General features: G+C 68.3%; 20 protein-coding genes. 6 read left to right on the top strand and 14 right to left on the bottom strand.

All coding sequences use genetic code 11. The annotated features are described in order from the left end of the window. Positions 1–51: 51 nt before the first annotated feature. The 5 genes from AB0M65_RS32815 to ctaD form a co-directional block, all read right to left on the bottom strand. Entirely contained in the window at positions 52–456 is a 405-nt protein-coding gene (locus AB0M65_RS32815) for an OsmC family protein (protein WP_364036468.1), read from the bottom strand. 19 nt (positions 457–475) lie between these two features. Further along, on the bottom strand, positions 476–2,227 hold the full coding sequence (locus AB0M65_RS32810) for a serine/threonine-protein kinase (protein ID WP_364036465.1): 1,752 nt from the start codon (positions 2,225–2,227) through the stop codon (positions 476–478). Between the two features lie 18 nt (positions 2,228–2,245). Beyond that, on the bottom strand, positions 2,246–3,004 hold the full coding sequence (locus tag AB0M65_RS32805; RefSeq protein ID WP_364036462.1) for a peptidyl-tRNA hydrolase: 759 nt from the start codon (positions 3,002–3,004) through the stop codon (positions 2,246–2,248). Next, positions 3,001–4,230, bottom strand: a complete 1,230-nt coding sequence (serB, locus tag AB0M65_RS32800; RefSeq protein ID WP_364036459.1) for a phosphoserine phosphatase SerB — start codon at positions 4,228–4,230, stop codon at positions 3,001–3,003. The genes AB0M65_RS32805 and serB overlap by 4 nt, the downstream gene beginning before the upstream one ends. Positions 4,231–4,336: 106 nt before the next feature. Then, positions 4,337–6,115, bottom strand: coding sequence for a cytochrome c oxidase subunit I (ctaD, locus tag AB0M65_RS32795; RefSeq protein WP_364036456.1), 1,779 nt, complete (start codon positions 6,113–6,115; stop codon positions 4,337–4,339). 135 nt (positions 6,116–6,250) lie between these two features. On the opposite strand from ctaD, the gene AB0M65_RS32790 reads away from it, so the two are divergent. After that, the gene (locus AB0M65_RS32790) at positions 6,251–7,084 is read left to right on the top strand and encodes a phosphotransferase (RefSeq protein ID WP_364036453.1); all 834 of its coding nucleotides are present in this window, start codon (positions 6,251–6,253) and stop codon (positions 7,082–7,084) included. 65 nt (positions 7,085–7,149) lie between these two features. Here AB0M65_RS32790 and AB0M65_RS32785 read toward each other — a convergent pair whose 3' ends face one another. Together AB0M65_RS32785 and AB0M65_RS32780 are read right to left on the bottom strand one after the other, a co-directional pair. Further along, positions 7,150–8,358, bottom strand: coding sequence for a glycosyltransferase (locus AB0M65_RS32785; protein ID WP_364036450.1), 1,209 nt, complete (start codon positions 8,356–8,358; stop codon positions 7,150–7,152). Positions 8,359–8,469: 111 nt separating this feature from the next. After that, positions 8,470–9,207: an alpha/beta hydrolase gene (locus tag AB0M65_RS32780; protein WP_364036447.1), complete on the bottom strand. Its 738-nt coding sequence runs from the start codon at positions 9,205–9,207 to the stop codon at positions 8,470–8,472. A gap of 39 nt (positions 9,208–9,246) precedes the next feature. Between AB0M65_RS32780 and AB0M65_RS32775 the strand changes: the two genes are divergently transcribed. Further along, entirely contained in the window at positions 9,247–9,747 is a 501-nt protein-coding gene (locus AB0M65_RS32775; protein ID WP_364036444.1) for a GNAT family N-acetyltransferase, read from the top strand. A gap of 3 nt (positions 9,748–9,750) precedes the next feature. Here AB0M65_RS32775 and AB0M65_RS32770 read toward each other — a convergent pair whose 3' ends face one another. Both AB0M65_RS32770 and AB0M65_RS32765 read right to left on the bottom strand, forming a co-directional pair. Next, positions 9,751–10,038 carry a hypothetical protein gene (locus AB0M65_RS32770; protein ID WP_364036441.1) on the bottom strand — a complete coding sequence of 96 codons (288 nt, stop codon included), beginning with the start codon at positions 10,036–10,038 and terminating at the stop codon, positions 9,751–9,753. Positions 10,039–10,064: 26 nt separating this feature from the next. Continuing rightward, a complete protein-coding gene (locus AB0M65_RS32765) occupies positions 10,065–10,817 on the bottom strand; it encodes a helix-turn-helix transcriptional regulator (protein ID WP_364036438.1) in 753 nt (250 codons plus the stop codon). Between the two features lie 51 nt (positions 10,818–10,868). Between AB0M65_RS32765 and AB0M65_RS32760 the strand changes: the two genes are divergently transcribed. Next, a complete protein-coding gene (locus AB0M65_RS32760; RefSeq protein WP_364036471.1) occupies positions 10,869–11,432 on the top strand; it encodes a class I SAM-dependent methyltransferase in 564 nt (187 codons plus the stop codon). Positions 11,433–11,585: 153 nt separating this feature from the next. Here the strand turns inward: AB0M65_RS32760 and AB0M65_RS32755 are convergent, their stop codons facing one another. Continuing rightward, positions 11,586–12,710, bottom strand: coding sequence for a nucleotide pyrophosphatase/phosphodiesterase family protein (locus tag AB0M65_RS32755; RefSeq protein ID WP_364036435.1), 1,125 nt, complete (start codon positions 12,708–12,710; stop codon positions 11,586–11,588). A gap of 52 nt (positions 12,711–12,762) precedes the next feature. Between AB0M65_RS32755 and AB0M65_RS32750 the strand changes: the two genes are divergently transcribed. Together AB0M65_RS32750 and AB0M65_RS32745 are read left to right on the top strand one after the other, a co-directional pair. After that, complete coding sequence (locus tag AB0M65_RS32750) at positions 12,763–12,978, top strand: zinc ribbon domain-containing protein (RefSeq protein WP_364036432.1); 216 nt, start codon at positions 12,763–12,765, stop codon at positions 12,976–12,978. 96 nt (positions 12,979–13,074) lie between these two features. Next, positions 13,075–14,001 (top strand): hypothetical protein, encoded by a 927-nt coding sequence (locus AB0M65_RS32745; protein WP_364036429.1) that lies wholly within the window; start codon positions 13,075–13,077, stop codon positions 13,999–14,001. Between the two features lie 34 nt (positions 14,002–14,035). On the opposite strand, the gene AB0M65_RS32740 is transcribed toward AB0M65_RS32745, so the two are convergent. Together AB0M65_RS32740 and AB0M65_RS32735 are read right to left on the bottom strand one after the other, a co-directional pair. Continuing rightward, positions 14,036–14,419, bottom strand: a complete 384-nt coding sequence (locus tag AB0M65_RS32740; RefSeq protein WP_364036426.1) for a DUF6401 family natural product biosynthesis protein — start codon at positions 14,417–14,419, stop codon at positions 14,036–14,038. A gap of 62 nt (positions 14,420–14,481) precedes the next feature. Beyond that, positions 14,482–15,600 (bottom strand): aminotransferase class I/II-fold pyridoxal phosphate-dependent enzyme, encoded by a 1,119-nt coding sequence (locus AB0M65_RS32735; protein WP_364036423.1) that lies wholly within the window; start codon positions 15,598–15,600, stop codon positions 14,482–14,484. 58 nt (positions 15,601–15,658) lie between these two features. Here AB0M65_RS32735 and AB0M65_RS32730 point away from each other — a divergent pair, with 58 nt between their 5' ends. Beyond that, the gene (locus tag AB0M65_RS32730) at positions 15,659–16,132 is read left to right on the top strand and encodes an Lrp/AsnC family transcriptional regulator (RefSeq protein WP_126732683.1); all 474 of its coding nucleotides are present in this window, start codon (positions 15,659–15,661) and stop codon (positions 16,130–16,132) included. 21 nt (positions 16,133–16,153) lie between these two features. Here the strand turns inward: AB0M65_RS32730 and AB0M65_RS32725 are convergent, their stop codons facing one another. Together AB0M65_RS32725 and AB0M65_RS32720 are read right to left on the bottom strand one after the other, a co-directional pair. Continuing rightward, positions 16,154–16,987, bottom strand: a complete 834-nt coding sequence (locus AB0M65_RS32725) for a hypothetical protein (protein ID WP_364036419.1) — start codon at positions 16,985–16,987, stop codon at positions 16,154–16,156. A 66-nt stretch (positions 16,988–17,053) separates the two neighbouring features. Continuing rightward, positions 17,054–17,419, bottom strand: coding sequence for a hypothetical protein (locus tag AB0M65_RS32720; protein ID WP_364036416.1), 366 nt, complete (start codon positions 17,417–17,419; stop codon positions 17,054–17,056). Positions 17,420–17,776: the final 357 nt, after the last annotated feature.

Here is a 17,776-nt window from a genome sequence, read left to right as displayed (position 1 = left end):
CCCTTCCTTGCGCCTAGCGCAAGGAAGGGGGCCTTCATGTACTTACGGGGCCTACTCGACCGGGAAGCTCTCGCTGACGGGGATCCCCTTCTTGAGCGTCCGGCTTACCGTGCACAGTCGCTCGATGGCGCGGTCCACCGCCGTCGCGAGCGCCTCTCGCTCCGAAGCGGGCAGCGAGGACACGTCGACGTCGAAGGTGACATGAACGCCGTCGAGTTCCGAAGCGTCTTCGCGCCTGTCCGCGGTCACGCCAACCCGGAACTTCGAGTCCTCCCCGATCCGGCGCGTGATGAGGTTCTCCGCCGTGACGGCCGAGCAGCCCGCCGCGGCGATCTGCAGCAGTTCGGCCGGTGAGAAGGCGCCCTCGGCACCCTTGCGGCCGATCAAGACTTCGGCGCCGCGTTCGTTGCGGCCGACGAAGCGGTGCTCGCCGTCGCGCTGGACTTCCAAGGTCACGGTCTTCCCTTTCAGACTTTCAGAGTGCCGGCAGCTTGGGCGCGATGGCCCTGGCGAGCCGTTCCGCCGCACCGCACATCTCCCTCGGTGGCTTGACCTTGTGCGAAACGTAGATCTCCACCGATTCGATCATGTCACGGCCCGCCCCGGTGAAGGAGCGATGCGGAATCTCGGCCTGACACGCATTCCACCCCTCTTCGACGACTTCGAGGTAGGCGTCCCGCATGCCGAGAGGAACGCGCGTGCCGTCCGTCTCCTCCAGCCACTTGCGCTCGAACCGGATGGCCACCTGCAGCTCACGATGGTTCCAGTAGCACTCCCAGTTACCGAAGACCGGATCGGGATCGGCGGGGCCTTCGACGATCTCTCGAGCCTGGTCTCCGCCCAGCGCGCAAGCGTCGAGACTCCCGAGCGTCCCGGCCGGGAAAGGAGTGGAACGTCGCGGGATCGGTCCCCGGTTCAGCAAGCTGACCGCGTGTACGGCCACCGGATCGACGTAATCGCACAGATGGGCGTGCCAGCCCTGGATGTGCTTGGCATGCACCCAGACCTGGTTGCCGTCCGGCAGCGGGATCTCCCGGTCGCATTTCTCTTCGGGATCACCCGGCACCTCGCGCACGCTCAACTGCCCTGGTGCCGGTTTCTCCAGCAACGGCGACTCCGGGATCGTCAATTCGAGCCGGATGTCGATGATGTCCCCGTCTTCGGGGCTCTTCCGGAGGAGGATGCTGCAAGCGTTGAAGTTGCCGATGGCCGAATCGATTTCAGGCGTGCCGAACTGCTTCAGCACCGACGGGTCCAGCAGCGAACAAGGGTCGGCCGTCCGAGGGTCGCCGACCGAATCGGCCGGGCGCGGGGGCGCGGCCATCGACGCCGGTTCCCGCGTGACGTAGACCAGGCCACCCATTAGCACCAGGGTCGCGGCGACGGCTCCGATCGCGACGGCGCGCTTCGACAGCCGGAGCCTCCTCGCACGCGAAGGAGCAGAGACGTCCGAAAGCTCGCCCAGGAGTTCGGCGGCGCGGATGGCGCTCGGCCGCCCGGGTGGCTTGCGTCTCAGCAACTCGGCCAGTACCGGCGCCAGCGGACCGGCCTGACGCATCGGCTCCAGCGTGTACACCGTCGCCCGCCGCAACTGCACGAACGGCCCCGCGCTCGCATCCCCCCACACCGACGTCCCCTCGACAGCCGCGAACAACGTCGCACCCAGCGAGAACACATCCGCCGCGGCACCCGCCGGCTGCCCCTCGGCCATCTCCGGCGCCACATACCCCGGAGTCCCGACATCAAGACCACCGCCGGTGCGCGTCACCTCCGCCCACTGCGCGATACCGAGATCGGTGAGCTTCGCGGTCCCGTCCTCGGCGACCAGGACGTTCCCTGGTTTCAGGTCGCGGTGGACCATGCCCTTTTCGTGCATCGCCGCGAGCGCCGCGGCGAGCTGGACACCGATCTTCGCCACCTTGCCGGGCGCGAGCGGCCCATCGGTGTCGAGAATGTCCGCGAGACTGCGCGACGGCAGATACTCCATCACCAGCCAGCGGTCGTCACCGTCCATCACCGCGTCGAAGACGGTGACCACGTTCGGATGATGCAAACCCGCGCCGATCCGCGCCTCACGCCGGATCTGACCACTGTCCCCAGCCTGCGAACGCTTCAGCGCGACGACCCGCCCGAGATCCTGATCCGTGGCACGCCAGACCACACCCATTCCCCCGGCGCCGATCCGCTCCTCCAAGCGGTAGCGCCCGGCGATCAGCCGGTCACCCATGCAGGGGAGTATAGGAGGTCAAGCCCGTTGGGCGAGGACAGTGACCGTTCCGGGATCAACCTCGGTGAACCCCGCGTCCCGGACCGCGACGACCCCGTCACGACGCCACGAACCCTCCGGGTCCTCGACCGGGCACAGCGCCTTCCAGGTCGCGACCGGCGGGGTCCGCACCGAGCACCGGAAGCCGGTCTCGGCCCAAACGGCCCGTTCGGCTTCGTCCAGCAGCGCGGCGAGGATCATCGTCGCGTGCCCGACCTGGGCGGCCCCCTTTCCGACGGTCATCGAGACCTCGGGGTTCAGCAGCAGCCGCGGGACACCGTCCGAAGCGGGTCCCGGCTCGTCGGCCGGAAGTTCGCTCCCGGAGATCTGCAGGCGCGAAACCTCTTTCGGCGTATCGACGACGCGGCCCGGGACCAAGGCCCGCGCCTCGGCGCCGTCGACCTCGATCGTGATACCCGGAAGCTCCTGGACCGCCTGCCAGTGCGCACCTCGCGCACGGCGCGCGACCTTGCGGATCCGGCCGTCGACCCAGGCCTTGAGCGGCTCGTGCCACTCTCCCTCGGGCTCGGCGCGCTCGTCGAGGCAGACCGCGACGGCGGCCGCCGCGGCAGCTTCCAGCAAAGCGGTCCGGGACGGCGGTTCGGCACGTTCCATCCGCAGGATCACCGGCATGGCGCGGACCTCGGCGGGATCCTCGTCCCAGGTGTCCACCGTGTCTTCAGCCGGGAGGCCGAGCCAGTACGCGTACCGGGCGGCCAGCGGCTCCAGGACGCTCATGGCCGGGACAGTTCGAGACCGTCGGCCGCGTCGGCGGCCTCGATCTCGCCCCGGGTGACGCCGAGCAGGAACAGCACGGCGTCGAGGTACGGATGCGAAAGCGCGGTGTCGGCGACCTCGCGCAGCGCGGGCTTCGCGTTGAACGCGACACCCATCCCGGCGACCGAAAGCATGTCGATGTCGTTCGCCCCGTCGCCCACCGCGACACACTGCTGCAGCGAGATGTCGTACTCCTCGGCGAACCGGCGCAGCGCGGTCGCCTTGCCGGCGCGGTCGACGATCTCGCCGACCACGCGGCCGGTGAGCTTGCCGTCGACCACTTCGAGTTCGTTGGCAGCGGCGAAGTCGAGGCCGAGATCGTCCACAAGGGACTGGATGATCTTGGTGAAGCCGCCGGAGACGACCCCGCAGCGGAAGCCCATCCGCTTCAGCGTGCGGATGGTCGTGCGCGCGCCCGGGGTGAGTTCGATCGACGCGGCGACCTCGTCGAGCACCGACTCCGGCAGCCCTTCGAGCAGCGCGACCCTGCGCTCCAGCGACTCGCTGAAGTTCAGCTCGCCACGCATCGCGGCTTCGGTGATCTCGCGGACCTTGGGCTCGACACCGGCGTGCGCGCCGAGCATCTCGATGACCTCGCCCTGGATGAGCGTGGAGTCGACGTCGAAGACGACCAGGCGCTTGGCCCGGCGGGCGAGCCCGGCCCGCTCGACCGAGATGTCGATCCCGGCCTCGACGGCGGCGTCGGCCAGCGCGGTCCGCAGCGCGGCGTCGGCTTCGGGAGTGTCCTGGGCGAGCGAGGTGTACAGCTCCAGCCCGGTGACCGGGTAGTCGGCGACGCTGCGGATCGAGTCGATGTTGACGTCCAGCGCGGCGAGACGGCGCGCGACGTCGGAGAACGCCCGCGCGGTCACCGGACGGCCGAGCATCAGCAGGACATGCGTCGAGTCCTTCTGTCCGATGGCGAACGGGTCGGCACCGATCGCCGAACCGATCTTCACCTCGACCTGCATCCCGACCGACGCCATCGCCTGTTCGACGTACTCCTGCAGGCCTTCGGGATCGCGGTAGACCCCGGCGAGCACGCCGAGCACCAGCTGGCCCCTGATGACCACCTGCTCGACGTCGAGGACGTCGACGTCGTGGCGCGACAGCACGGCGAACAGCACGGAGGACACGCCCGGCTTGTCGGGACCGGTGGTGGTGATGAGAACTGGTGTCTGCGTCACGGGTTCAGTCTCTCTCAGCGGCAACGACTGGGTTGAATCAAAGCAAAAAAGGGCGCGTGCCTTGCCTCGGTGTGAGGCAAGGCACGCGCCCTTTCCGTTTATCGGGTCACTTTTCGCTGGAGTTGTCCTCGGAGTGATCACCCGGCATGACCGCCTCGGTGAGCACCTGGGACGGCGCCCGGTGGGTGTTGACCTTCTGCTTCCCGAAGAAGCCGATCTCACCTTCGGAGTGGATGCGCTCGGCCATATGCGGGTAGTGCAGCTCGAACGCCGGACGCTCGGACCGAATCCGCGGCAGCTCGGTGAAGTTGTGCCGCGGCGGCGGGCAGGACGTCGCCCATTCGAGCGAGTTGCCGTAGCCCCACGGGTCGTCCACCGTGACGATCTCGCCGTACCGGTAGCTCCTGAAGACGTTCCAGATGAACGGCAGCGTCGAGGCACCGAGGATGTACGCGCCAATCGTGGAGATCGTGTTCAGCGTGGTGAAGCCGTCGGACTGCAGGTAGTCCGCGTACCGCCGCGGCATACCTTCGGCGCCAAGCCAGTGCTGCACCAGGAACGTCATGTGGAAGCCGAGGAACGTGGTCCAGAAATGCCACTTGCCGAGCTTCTCGTCCATCATGCGGCCGGTGATCTTCGGGAACCAGAAGTAGATCCCGGCGAACGTGGCGAACACGATCGTGCCGTAGAGCACGTAGTGGAAGTGCGCGACGACGAAGTAGCTGTCGGACACGTGGAAGTCGATCGCCGGCGCGGCCAGCATGATGCCGGTCAGACCGCCGAAGAGGAACGTGACGATGAAGCCCATCGAGAAGATCATCGGCGTCTCGAAGGACAGCTGGCCCTTCCACATCGTGCCGATCCAGTTGAAGAACTTCACGCCGGTCGGGACCGCGATCAGGAAGGTCATGAAGGAGAAGAACGGCAGCAGCACGGCGCCGGTCGCGTACATGTGGTGCGCCCACACGGCCACCGACAGCGCGGCGATCGCCAGCGTCGCCCAGACCAGGCCCTTGTATCCGAAAATCGGCTTGCGGCTGAAGACCGGGAAGATCTCAGACACGATCCCGAAGAACGGTAGGGCCACGATATAGACCTCTGGATGGCCGAAGAACCAGAAGAGGTGTTGCCAGAGGATCACGCCGCCGTTCGCGGGGTCGAACACATGCGCCCCGAGATGCCGGTCCGCCAGCAGGCCCATCAGGGCCGCGGTCAGGATCGGGAACGCCAGCAGGATCAGGATGCTGGTGACCAGGATGTTCCAGGTGAAGATCGGCATCCGGTACATCGTCATGCCGGGGGCGCGCAGGCAGACCACCGTGGTGATCATGTTGACGCCACCGAGGATGGTGCCGAGACCGGAGACCACCAGACCGGCGATCCACAGGTCGGCGCCGACGCCGGGCGAGTGGATGGCATCCGACAGCGGGGTGTAGGCGAACCAGCCGAAGTCGGCGGCGCCACCCGGGGTCAGGAAGCCGGACATCACGATCAGGCCGCCGAAGAGGTACAGCCAGTACGAGAACGCGTTCAGCCGCGGGAACGCGACGTCGGGCGAACCGATCTGCAGCGGCAGCACGAAGTTCGCGAATCCGAAGAGGATCGGCGTCGCGTACAGCAGCAGCATGATCGTGCCGTGCATCGTGAACAGCTGGTTGTACTGCTCCTGCGACAGGAACTGCTGTCCCGGCCGCGCGAGTTCCGAACGGATCAGCATCGCCATCGCGCCGCCCACCATGAAAAAGGCGAACGACGTGACCAGGTACATGATGCCGATTTGCTTGTGGTCCGTCGTGCGGAACAACCGCAGCAGGTACGAACCCTTAACCGACTCGCGCGCGGGGTATGGGCGCGTGGCGATCGGCTTGGGGGCTACGGCCGTCACTCCTGCCTCCAACACTCAAACCTTGTGGTGGTCAATGTTCTGCCGTCGGCCGGGTTCGGGACCCGGTACAGCGGCTAGTGGGGATCGTAGCCCTCACTACCCACCGTCGCGCGCACCGGCTGGCAAGATCGCGTCGTGGCCGACGAATACACGCGTGCGGGGGTCGCCGCGGCGATCGCTGTGGGTGATCGGTACGGGTTGCCGACCGGCGATCCCGATGTCCTGCATTTCAAGTCGAACGTGCTGGTGAGACTGGGTCCGGTGGTAGCGCGGGTGCCGGGCACGACCCGCTTCGCCCGGCACTCGCCGTCGGACTGGCTCCAGCGCGACGTCGAGCTGTCGAAATACCTCACGGAACGTGATGTGCTCGTCGTCTCACCCACCACGGATCCCCCGGCCGGACCACATTTCGCCGACGGTTTGCCTGTCACTCTCTGGCATTACACGCCGCATGAGCCGGGAGACACGCTGTCGCCGCGGGAAGTGGCTTCTTCGCTCGCGCGGGTGCACGAGGCGCTCACGGACTTCCCCGGCGACCTGCCCGAACTCGGGCCGGTCAACGACCTTCGGACCTTGCTCGACCGGCATGGCTCCTCCATGGACGGTGCGGCCCCGCGGCTGTACGAGGAACTCGATCGGGTGGTGGCGGCACTTCCGGACGACTCGCCGCGTCCTTTACACGGCGACGCCCATTCGGGGAACGTCGTCGCGACGGCGGCCGGGCCGTGCTGGCTCGACTTCGAGGACACTTGGCGCGGTCCGCTCGGCTGGGATCTCGCCGTCCTTTACGCGGACCTCGGCCCTTCGGGTCTCTCCGCGTACTCGGCCGATGTGGCGCCTTCGTCGCTTGAGCCGTTCCTCGCGCTTCGCCGGCTCTTCGAGGTTCCCTGGCGGTTCGTGATCGCGCGGCGGTTCCCTGAGCGGCTCGGTGAGGCCGAGGCGGCCCTTGAGCGCTACTTCCGCAAGTAGTCCTCTAGTTGCGGAAGTTCGTACTGCGAACCACCGCAACTAGAGGACTACTTGCGGGCAGGGAGCTAGACCGACTCCATCAGGAGTCTCGCCGCCACCTCGGTCCCGTCCACTCGCACCTCTCCCCCGACACGACGTGCCCGCGCGGCGACGCCGGGCTCAAGCACCCGAGACAGCGCGGAGGTCAGCGACTCCGCCGAAGGCTCCCCGGTGATCGAGGTCCCGACGCCGAGTTCCTGGACGCGCTCGGCGAAATAGGGCTGGTCGAACATCTGCGGGACGAGCACCTGCGGCACTCCCGCCCGCGTCGCCGCCGTGGTCGTACCCGCGCCGCCGTGGTGCACGACCGCCGCGACCCGGGGGAAGAGCGCCTGCTGGTTGACGTCCCCGATGGCGAGGCAGTCGGGTTCGTCGTCGATCAGCGCAAGGCCGGTCCAGCCCCGGAACACGATCGCCCGCCGTCCGTGCGCCCGCGCCGCCTCGATCATCGCCTTCGCGATCTCTTCCGGCGCCCGGATGCTCCCGAAGCCGAAGTAGACGGGTGGTTCGCCGTCGTCGAGGAACGCCTTTAGTTCCGGGGAAAGCGGGCTGTGGTCGGGCAGCAGCCAGGCGCCGGTCTGGTGCACGTCCAGCGCCGACGGTCCCAGCCACGGCGCCAGCACCGGATCGGCGGCCAGCCACGGCCGCTCGGTGAAAATGTGGCCGCGGACGTCGCCGACCGGTCCAAGGCCCAGTGCTTTCCGCTGCCCGTCGAGCACACCGCCCCACTGCTCGTTCCACCGTTCCGCGTCCTCGGCCCATAAGACCGGGATGCCGGCGTCGGGATTTTTCGGCGCCCATCCGGAGAAAACGGGCGGACGATGGTGCAGCGAAGGCAGCGTTATCGGGCAGTAAGCGGTGAAGAAATACGGAATGCCTTTCCGTTCGGCCACCGAATGGGTGGCGATGTTCAAGGCCATTCCCGCGACGACGGCGTCGCAGTCTTCGGCCACCGGCGACAGCGTCTCGAACTGGTTCACCACCATGGCTTCGGCCAGCTGACGGCGCCCTTCGGGCGTGGCCATGGCCTTCACCATCGCGGAATCCGGTTTCGCGGTCGACCGCAGTTCAGGCCCCATGGGGGCGAAGGAGATCCCGAGTCCCTCCGCCCATTCGCGGAAATCCGGCGGCGCGCACAGCCGGACGTCCTGGCCGAGTTCCCGCAACCGCACCGCCAGTGCCACCAACGGCTGCACCTCACCCCTCGTCCCGATCGTGGACAGGAGCACACGCATGGGATTCCCCCTTCGGCAAAAACATGAAGGCGAGAATTGTGGACCGGGAATGGGGGCTTGCCGCAAGTCCCCCGGTGCGCTATATCTTTAAATGGGCGGAGGGAACGGTCATCACGCCGGGTGCCAGCCCAAGATCGCTTCGACGATTCCTGCCGGATCCTCCAGCGGCGTCAGATGTCCCGCTTCCGGCAGCACGACCAGTGTCGCTCCCGGCAGTGTCTCCACCAGGAGGTTCGCCGCTTCCAGAGGCGTCAAACCGTCCTCCTCGCCGACCACGACCAGCGCCGGCACGTCCACCGAACGCAGCGTTTCGACCGAATCGGGGCGGGCCGCCATCGCCCGCGCCGCCCACGCGATCCCCGACGGCGGCTGCGACGTGATCAGTTCGCGAAGGCGCTCGACCACTTCCGGGCGCGCCTTTTCGGCGAGCAGACCGGGTATGACGGCGTCGGCCAGCCATCCGGCGCCTTCCTCCTCGACCCGGGCCGCGACGTCGTGCCTTGCCTGCGCCGCTTCAGGCGTGTCAGCCGTCGCCTTCGTGTCGATCAACACGACCCCGCCGACGCGTTCCGGTGCCAGGCGCAGCACCGCCATCGTCAGATAGCCGCCCATCGAACAGCCACCGAGGACGACCTTGTCGAGTTCGAGCCGGTCGAGCAGCGCCACGACGTCGCGGGCGGCGTCGTCGAGGCTTGGTTCCCGCCCGGACTCGGGCAGCGGGCTGCGGCCGAGACCGCGCTGGTCGGGGGTGATCACCCGCAACCGTTCCGCGAGCGGCGCGCGCACCGCGTCCCACAGGCGGGCGTCGACGGGGAAGGCGTGCAGCAGTACCAGCGGGAGTTCCGTCATGGCGACAATTCTGTCGTACCCGCGCGCTACCGTCGGATCGTGCTGACAGAGATCAAGACGGAGAGGCTGCTGCTGCGACGGCTGCGCGAGGCGGACCGCGAGAACATCGTCGCGTTGCAGGCCGATCCGGAAACGAACAAGTTCAATCCGGAGCCGCACACCGTCGAAGGCGCACGGGAACTGTTCGACGCCTGGATGAAGCAATGGGCCGAGCATGGTTTCGGCTATCTCACGGTGTCCGCTTTGGACGATCCGGACGAGATCGCCGGTTTCGGCGGCGTCCGGTATCACGAATGGAACGGCGAGCGCGTGCTGAACCTCGCGTACCGCTTCTGGCCGTTCACCTGGGGCAAAGGCTACGCGACGGAGATGGCGGCCGCCGCCGTCGAATGGGCCGAGCGGGAGATCCCCGACGTCCCGGTGATCGCCAACATCATGGCGTCCAACAAACCGTCGATCCGGGTCGCCGAGCGGCTCGGCTTCAAGATCCACACGGAGGAGGAGTTCGCGGGAGAACCATCACTGCATCTGCGGCGCTGACACTCACCAGCGGCCGGGGCGGCGTCTGCCACGCGCGTCCCAGCAAGGCTTGTGCCAATGGCGGCGGTCGGCGACCCCGCCGGTCTCGTCGGCGGGCCAGACGACCAGATGCGGGGTCCCCGGCCGGATCTCGTGGTCGCAGCCGGGGCAGCGGTAGTCCTTGGTGGCCTGCGCGCCGGGCACGGTACGCACCAGCCAGTCGCCGTCCTGAGCCGATTCGGAGCGCGCCCAGCCGGTCGACGCGCCGAGGTCTGGGCGTCCGCCGCGATCGGGCCGGTTACGTCGTGGCACCCCGAAACGGTATATCGAGCCCTCGCTCAGCCGCCGAAGTAGGCGCCCGGCGTCACACCCACGGTCCGGCGGAAGGCGACGACGAACGCGCTCGGCGACGAGTAACCGATCCGGCGGGAGACCGCGGTCAGCGGCATCCCCTCGGCCAGGAGCGGCAATGACGCGCGCAGCCGCGCCTGCACCCGCCACAGGCCGAACGTGGTCCGGCATTCGGCGAGGAACAGCCGTGCGAGAGTGCGTTCGCTCGCACCCGCCTCGCGGGCGAACTCCGCGAGGCCGCGCCGGTCCGCCGGGTCACCGATCACCGCGCGCGCGACGGCCAGTGCCCGCGCGTCCGACGGCATCGGCACGGTGATCGGCACGACGTCCACCGGTTCGAGCAGGTCGAAGACGACAGCCTCGGCCCGGCGGCGCGCGTCGAGACCGAGCACGGCCGAGCCGAGGTGCTCCAGCAGTTCCCGCAGCAGGGGCCGGACGGCGACGAGGGTCGGAACCGGCCAGCGCACCGGGCATTGGGCGGGCTCGGCGTAGATACCCTGGAGCACGGAGCGGGCGGTCGCGCCGGTCCGGTGAGGGACACCGGCGGGAATCCACAACGCCCGCGTCGGCGGCAGCACCCAGTACTGCTCGCCGACATTCACACCCAGGATCCCCCGCGCCGCCCAGGCGAGCTGGTGGCCGTCGTGCTCGTGCCACGGCAACCAGGTGCCCGCGGGCAGCTCCATCTCGCCGAGCACCATCGCCGTCGGCATCGGGGGAAGGAGTCCGATTCTCGACATCGGTTGGCAGCCTATCGCCTATCGGTCACGGCTAACTTCGAAGTCATGCCGATGAACCTGGTGCACCGCAAACTGTGCAGTTCCGCGCTTTGGGCGAAGGCCGTCGCCGCCGAGATGCCGGGCAACGTCGCCGGTTTCGACCTCGGCGACTCCGTGCTGGAGGTCGGCCCCGGCTACGGCGCGACCACCAGGGCGCTGGTCGAGCTCGTCCCGAAGCTCACCGCCGTCGAGATCGACGAAGCGTCGGCGGATCTCCTGAAACGGGAATTCGACGGCCGGGTACGGATCGTCCACGGCGACGGTGCCGCGATGCCCTTCGAGGACGGCGAGTTTTCGGCGGTCGTCTGCTTCACGATGCTGCACCACGTTCCGACGACGGCGTTGCAGGACAAAATCTTCGCCGAGGCGTTTCGCGTGCTCCGGCCTGGCGGCGTCCTGCGCGCGATGGACAGCCTGGCGAGCGCGCCGTTCCGGCTCTTCCACCTCGGAGACACGATGAACGCACTCGACCCGGTGTCGGTGTGGCCCCGGCTCCTGGAGGCGGGCTTCACCGACATCAAGGTCGACCACGTACCGAAACGAAGCGTGGAGTTCTCGGCCCGGAAGCCCGAGTGACGTGGTCGGTCTCGGGAGTCGCGAAGGGCGATTCAGGTTCTCTGTCAGCGTCTATGAAGGACGTCGAGTGTCCCAAATCCTTCATGGACAAGCCCGAGCCCTACTTGCGATAGATGCGCGTGCAAGGACCGCAACTAGAGGACTAAACGCGGGCTAGGCACGCGCGAGTACCAGAGGGACGAGCTGTTCGGCCGAGGTCAGCGAACCGTGCTGGCCGACCAGGGAGGACTCGACGACCTCGGCCAGTTCGCGCTTGAGCCCGAAGCGGTCCTTCGCCGCCACGACGACGTCGCCGATGCGCGGCCGGACCCGGTCGGCGACAGGCCCGAACCAGCCGGCTTCGGCGGCTTCGTCGCGCGAAAGGACCCACGCCCGGTCGCCGATCACTTCGCGCCAGGCCGCGAGGACGTCGGCCTCGGCGCCGGGTTCGCTGTAGACGTGCCGCGCCCGGACCTCGCCGCCGACGGCCCGGACCCCGCCGAGCAACGCGGGGGTGTCGTCGATGTCGAGCGCGTCCTCCACGGTCACCATGCCGTGGTCGGCGACGACCGCGAGCAGCGCACCCGGCGGCAGGCCGTCCACAATGGACTCGACGAGCCTGTCGACCTGCCGCAGCTGCATCCGCCAAGGCGCCGAACCCGGCCCGTAGACATGGCCCAGCATGTCGAGTTCGCTGTGGTAGCCCCAGCAGAACGACGGCCGTGTGCCGAGACAGCGCAGGATGCCCGCGGCCAGGTCGCCCAGCGCGTGGACGCCGACGTACCGGGCGCCGGACTGCGTCGCGCGGGTCAGCGCGGTGTCGGAGAACTTCGCGGACGAGACCACGCTGGTGGTGATCCCGGCGGCCGCGGCACGCTCGAACGTCGTCGGCAGCGGCTGCACCTCGCGCGGCGGCAGCGCGCCGCGGAGATCACCGCCGTCCTCGTGACTGGTCCAGCGCAACGCGTTCAGTACCCCGGCACCCGGAACCTCGAAGCTGTACCCGACAAGGCCGTGCTCCCCCGACGCCAGCCCGGTGCCGATCGCGCCGAGCCCGGCCGCGGTCGTGGCCGGGAAGCCGACCCGGATCGGCGACTTCGCCAGCCGGGTGAGCACGGGTGCGTCGGCGGCGTGCTCGGCCAGCAGTTCCCAGCCGAGACCGTCGATGAGCAGGACGCAGGCGCTCGACGCCTCCCCCAGGCCCAACGAGTTCGTGAACTCGGCGGCGCCGAGCGCGGAAAGGACGGACGGGACGACTTGGCCGAGGTGCGGCACGTGTGCCGCGACAGGCAGTTCCACGCGACCCAGCTTGCCACCCCAAGAGCCGGGAGGAGATGGGATAATGCCGGACATGCCGACTTACGCTTACCGCTGCCGCGAGTGCACCGAGACCTTCGAACTGTTGCGGCCGATGAGTGAATCCGGCGCGCCCGCGTCGTGCCCGGAGGGCCACCAGGACACCGTCAAGCTGCTGACGACCGTCGCGCTGACCGGATCGTCGTCCGGCCCGGCCCCTGTTCCCGCAGGTGGGGGCGGTGGCTGCTGCGGAGGCGGCTGCTGCGGCTGAACCACTCGTCCGAGTGACGAAGGTGTAACTGTTTGATCACCGGGTATTTCCTCCTCACCAGTCTGGATCGTCCAGCCGTGGGAAGGGAGAAGCCCAGTGGCCACAACAGCACTGGCGGCCGTCGATTTCGGCCAAGGCGTGTCCAGCGCCTGGAGCTCGGTCGCCACGTTCGTCCCTAAGCTGCTCGCGTTCCTGGTCATCCTGTTCATCGGCTGGCTGATCGCCAAGGCGATCGCGAAGGCCGTGAGCATGGTGCTCGAGAAGGTCGGGTTCAATCGCCTCCTCGAACGCGGGGGCTTCAAACAGATGCTCGCGCGGAGCCAGTTCGACGCGTCGAACATCATCAGCAAGATCATCTACTACGCCATCCTGCTGATCGCGCTGCAGATCGCGTTCGGCGTATTCGGCCCCAACCCGGTGAGCTCGCTGCTCAACGACATCGTCGCCTGGCTGCCGCGCGCCATCGTCGCGATCGTCATCGTGGTGATCGCCGGCGCCGTCGCCAAGGCGGTCAAGGACCTGATCGGAAACGCCCTCGGCGGTGTCTCCTACGGCAAGGTGCTCGCCACCATCGCCTCGGTGTTCATCTGGGGCCTCGGCGTGATCGCCGCGCTGAACCAGATCGGGGTGGCCACCGCGGTCACGATGCCGGTGCTGATCGCCGTGCTCGCGACCGTCGGCGGGATCGCCGTCGTCGGTGTCGGCGGCGGCCTGATCAAGCCGATGCAGCAGCGCTGGGAGAAGTGGCTCGGCCGGGCCGAGGAGGAGATCCCCGCCGCGAAGGCGCAGACCGAGGCCTATCAGCGAGGCCGTGAGGACGCCGGCCGTTCCGGTGGGGTGCCCGCCGAGCAGTCGTCCGGCTACACGCCGGTTCCCGCCGGTCAGCACGCGGCGACCGAATCGGCGACGACGCGGCAGTCCGGCAGGCAGTTCCCGTCCAGCCAGGGGCAGGTGCCCCCGCACCAGGATCCCGGCCAGCGGCCCTCCGGTGGGTCAATGCCCCCTCCGCCGGAGTACCGCTGACCTTGTACGGGAACGGGTGGGGCGTCCGGCCGCCCTACCCGTTCCCGGTCCGCTGTGCGCGGCGGTCGTCCATCGTGGCGGCCAGCGAACACACGCCGACCAGACGCGCTGTCGTCCAGTCGCTGGTGCTCCATGCGGTCAGATCGGCGGGCGCACGCAACGTCCAGCCCTTGGCCCTCGCCTCGTCGAGCAGCCCGCGCGCGTAGCCGGCGAGGAGCACCGCCCCGGCGACCGCCGCCGAACCTTCGACCCCCACCGCGAGAATGTCCCGCACCGCGGCCGAGTGCTGGTCGACGACGGCGGCCAGCCCGGGAAGGGCCACCGTGGCGGCCAGTCCGGCTACGCCGATCTGCTCATGGAGCCGCGAAAGCGTGCTACGAGCCGAAGATTCCACCCAGGACGAGACCAGATCTTTCACCCGACCAGGTTAGCCAGCTCAGGCGATTTGTCGACATCCGAGTGATCACGATCGCACTCGCCTCAGCAGGCCTTGAGTGCCTGATCCAGGTCGTGCCACAGGTCCTCGACGTCCTCCAGGCCCACTGACATGCGGATGAGCCGATCGGTGACACCCGCGCCGTGTCGGTCGTCCTCGGCGACGATCCGGTGGCTGATCGACGCGGGATGCTGGATGAGCGAGTCGACGCTGCCGAGGCTGACGGCCGGGGTGATCAGCCGGACCGCGCCGATGAGCGCGTGTGGATCGCCGTCGACCTCGAACGCGATCAGCGGGCCGCCGATGCTCGGATAGTGCACCGCGCTGACGTTGGCATGACCACGAAGCCGCTCGACGAGTTCGGTGGCCGTCGCGGATGCCGCGTTGACCCGCAGCGGAAGCGTCGAAAGGCCACGAAGCAGCATGTACCCGGCCAGCGGGTGAAGCACGCCTCCGGTGGCGAAGCGAATCTGCCGCAACATCCCGGCGTCTTCGGCGCTACAGGCCACTACGCCGCCCATGACGTCACCATGGCCGCCGAGGAACTTGGTCGCGCTGTGCAAGACGAAGCGGGCTCCGTGGCGTCCCGGCCGCTGGAGCACGGGAGTCGCGAAGGTGTTGTCGACCAGCACTGGGACATCGCCCGCGGCACGCACGATCTCGGCGACGTCGACCTCGCGCAGGGTCGGGTTCGCAGGCGTTTCGAGCAGCACCAGTCCGGTGTCGGGACGCAGCGCCGAGGCGACGGCCTCCGGGTCGGCCCAGGTCACCTCGGTGCCGAGCAGACCGGACGTGAGCATGTGGTCGGTGCAGCCGTAGACCGGCCGGACGGCGACGATATGCCGCTTCCCCTGCGCGACGGCGGCAAGCAGTGAAGCCGACACCGCGGCCATGCCGGTCGCGAACGCGACGGCGTCTTCGAAGCCTTCGAGTTCGGCAAGCGCCTTCTCGAACCGTTCGACGGTCGGGTTGCCGAGCCGCCCGTAGACCGGGAGCCCGGACAGCGAGCCCGTGGTCGCGAATTCGTCGATGCGGCCTGCCTCTTCGACGCTGTCCCGCGACGGGTAGGTCGTGGACAGGTCGAGCGGAGCGGCGTGGACGCCGAGATCCGTGAGGTCGTCACGGCCGGCGTGGACGGCTCGGGTGCGCAGCGTTGCGGTCATACCGAGATGGTGCGGTTTTCTCCGGGTACGACGCAATATCCTCGGATATCATTCGACGATGTCAGATTCTGTCGAACTGAGCACGGTCGACCTGCGGATTCTGCGGCTGCTGCAGAACGACGCCCGGATCTCGAACAAGGATCTGGCCGCCGAAGTCGGCGTCGCGCCCTCGACCTGTCTCGACCGCGTCAACCGGCTTCGCGAACTCGGGGTGATCACCGGCCAGCGCGCGGAGGTCGACGCCGCCAAACTCGGCCGCCCGCTCGAAGCGCTCCTGTTCGTCCAGGTCCGCCCGCACCGACGGGCTCTGGTGGACTCGTTCGTCGAGCATCTGCTTGCCCTCCCCGAGGTCCGCGCCGTCTACCACCTGACCGGGCCGGATGACTTCCTCGCGCATGTCGCCACCGCGTCGGCGACCGAACTGCAACGGCTGGTGCTCGACGAGCTCACCGCCCGCGACGAGGTCGCCAGGGTGCACACGAACCTGGTCTTCCAGCACTGGAGCGGGGGACCTTTGCTACCACCCGGCTGAGCGGGCGGCCTCGGACGCGGGTCAGTCGATACGGACCTTGAACGGATGCGTGACGTCGGCCGGGCAGGTGAAGACGTTCAGCACCCCCTGACGGGTGAACGACCAGCGCGCCGGTTCGTCCTCGACGACCTCGCAGCCACAGCCGACCTCGTGTTCCTCGGTGGCCAGCGCGATCGTCTGCCGCAGTTGCGTGCCGCAGTCACGGCAGCCCAGCTCATGGCGGTCGGTCGCGGACCAGGCCGTCCAGCCGCCGATCTTCGAGTACTCCCCGAGCTCCGGCCAGCCCTCCGGATCGTCGCCCGCGCCTTCGGGGATGCCGAGCGCGGCGCGGGTCTCCGCCGGGAAGTCGCAGAGACGGGGCAGTTCGTCGATCGAGCACGGCTCGAACACGCAGGGCCGCGGCAGGAACTCGGGCAAGGCCCCTTCGGGAGCGGGCGGCGGGTCCGCGATCTCCCCCACCTCGCCGGAATCACGCCACACCAGCCGGACCGCGGGCCCCTGGTGATACGGGCTGTTGTGTTCGAGCGGGCAGAACAGGATCTGCAGGACGTCCGTGTTCTCCGGGAAGTGCAGCTCGGGGAAGTCGTCGCGGAAGAGCTGGGCGGCACTGACCATCGCCGGGACCCGCTCGTCGAGCGGATGCCCGCCCGCCCAGGCGTCGTCGGACGCGTCCGGATCGGGCGGCCAGGTCACCGGGCACTCCGGCCACGGCTCGTCCGACGGCCACAACAGCGGGCCGCCGAAATGGCTCTCGTCAGGGCGGGGCTCGCCCGGCGCGGGGTGCAGCCGGATCGCCGTCCGGACCAGGTCGTTCAGGCCGGGGATCGGCACCCCGTCGTATGTCAGCTGGCGCACCCCGGCGAGCTTAGTGGTCGGTTCGGAAGTCCTTCGGTGTCTCGACGGATTTCCGAAACCAATTACTTAGAGGTCCGGCAGCGGATCTTCAGGTTTTGCCACCTCACGAATGATCTCCGCGTCGGCGGCGTGGACGACCGAGACGTATTCGTCGTCGATCTCGTAGACGATGCCGTTGAACTTGAACCACGGGGTGCTCGCCGTGTCGACGGGCCCGATCCGGTGGTTGCGCAGGCTCGTCGCGATGACGCGCTTGGGCGTCTTCCTGCTCAGATACCCGGTCGACAGTATCGTGATCGTCTTGCGGGTGACCACGATGAACACGCTGGGATTGGTGCTGCCGAAGATGTCGGCAGGGAACGCGTAGTGGATCTCGTCGTCCGGATCAAGGAGTTCCTTGATCCGCTTCCTGACCCCCGAGGAAACCGGCATACCCCCAAGCTACCGGGCCCACCTGGGCCACGTGGACGGCGGCGAAGTTCCATTAGGCCTCGTCACCTGTGTCCGATTTGGGCGCTTTGGGCGCTTGGTCGTGAGTGGTAATGGTCGTCTAACGATGGGTGTTTCAGGTACCTACCGCGGGTGAGCCGGGTAGCGGCCGGTCCTTGAAGGACTCCTTGAGGGACCCAGAGTCCTTCAAAGTTCCCCCTCACCCGTCCTGCAAAGGCCATCACGAGCCCCAGCAGCAGCACCACCAGTCACCACGGCGGCGCGTGAAGGCCCCCTTCCCTCGGCTGAGCCGAGGGAAGGGGGCCTTCACGCGGCTCAGCCGAGGAAACTCGACCTTCA

This window comes from Amycolatopsis sp. NPDC051071 (assembly GCF_040682875.1).
Taxonomy (GTDB): Bacteria; Actinomycetota; Actinomycetes; order Mycobacteriales; family Pseudonocardiaceae; genus Amycolatopsis.
This window is presented reverse-complemented; position numbering and strand designations above follow the sequence as displayed.

Excerpts from the sequence above, each read along its gene's own strand:
- AB0M65_RS32750 (WP_364036432.1), top strand. The coding sequence starts at position 12,763 with ATGCCGACTTACGCTTACCGCTGCCGCGAGTGCACCGAGACCTTCGAA.
- AB0M65_RS32730 (WP_126732683.1), top strand. The coding sequence starts at position 15,659 with ATGTCAGATTCTGTCGAACTGAGCACGGTCGACCTGCGGATTCTGCGG.
- AB0M65_RS32785 (WP_364036450.1), bottom strand. The coding sequence starts at position 8,358 with ATGCGTGTGCTCCTGTCCACGATCGGGACGAGGGGTGAGGTGCAGCCG.
- AB0M65_RS32720 (WP_364036416.1), bottom strand. The coding sequence starts at position 17,419 with ATGCCGGTTTCCTCGGGGGTCAGGAAGCGGATCAAGGAACTCCTTGAT.
- AB0M65_RS32760 (WP_364036471.1), top strand. The coding sequence starts at position 10,869 with ATGAACCTGGTGCACCGCAAACTGTGCAGTTCCGCGCTTTGGGCGAAG.
- AB0M65_RS32805 (WP_364036462.1), bottom strand. The coding sequence starts at position 3,004 with ATGAGCGTCCTGGAGCCGCTGGCCGCCCGGTACGCGTACTGGCTCGGC.
- AB0M65_RS32810 (WP_364036465.1), bottom strand. The coding sequence starts at position 2,227 with ATGGGTGACCGGCTGATCGCCGGGCGCTACCGCTTGGAGGAGCGGATC.
- AB0M65_RS32780 (WP_364036447.1), bottom strand. The coding sequence starts at position 9,207 with ATGACGGAACTCCCGCTGGTACTGCTGCACGCCTTCCCCGTCGACGCC.
- AB0M65_RS32765 (WP_364036438.1), bottom strand. The coding sequence starts at position 10,817 with ATGTCGAGAATCGGACTCCTTCCCCCGATGCCGACGGCGATGGTGCTC.
- AB0M65_RS32735 (WP_364036423.1), bottom strand. The coding sequence starts at position 15,600 with ATGACCGCAACGCTGCGCACCCGAGCCGTCCACGCCGGCCGTGACGAC.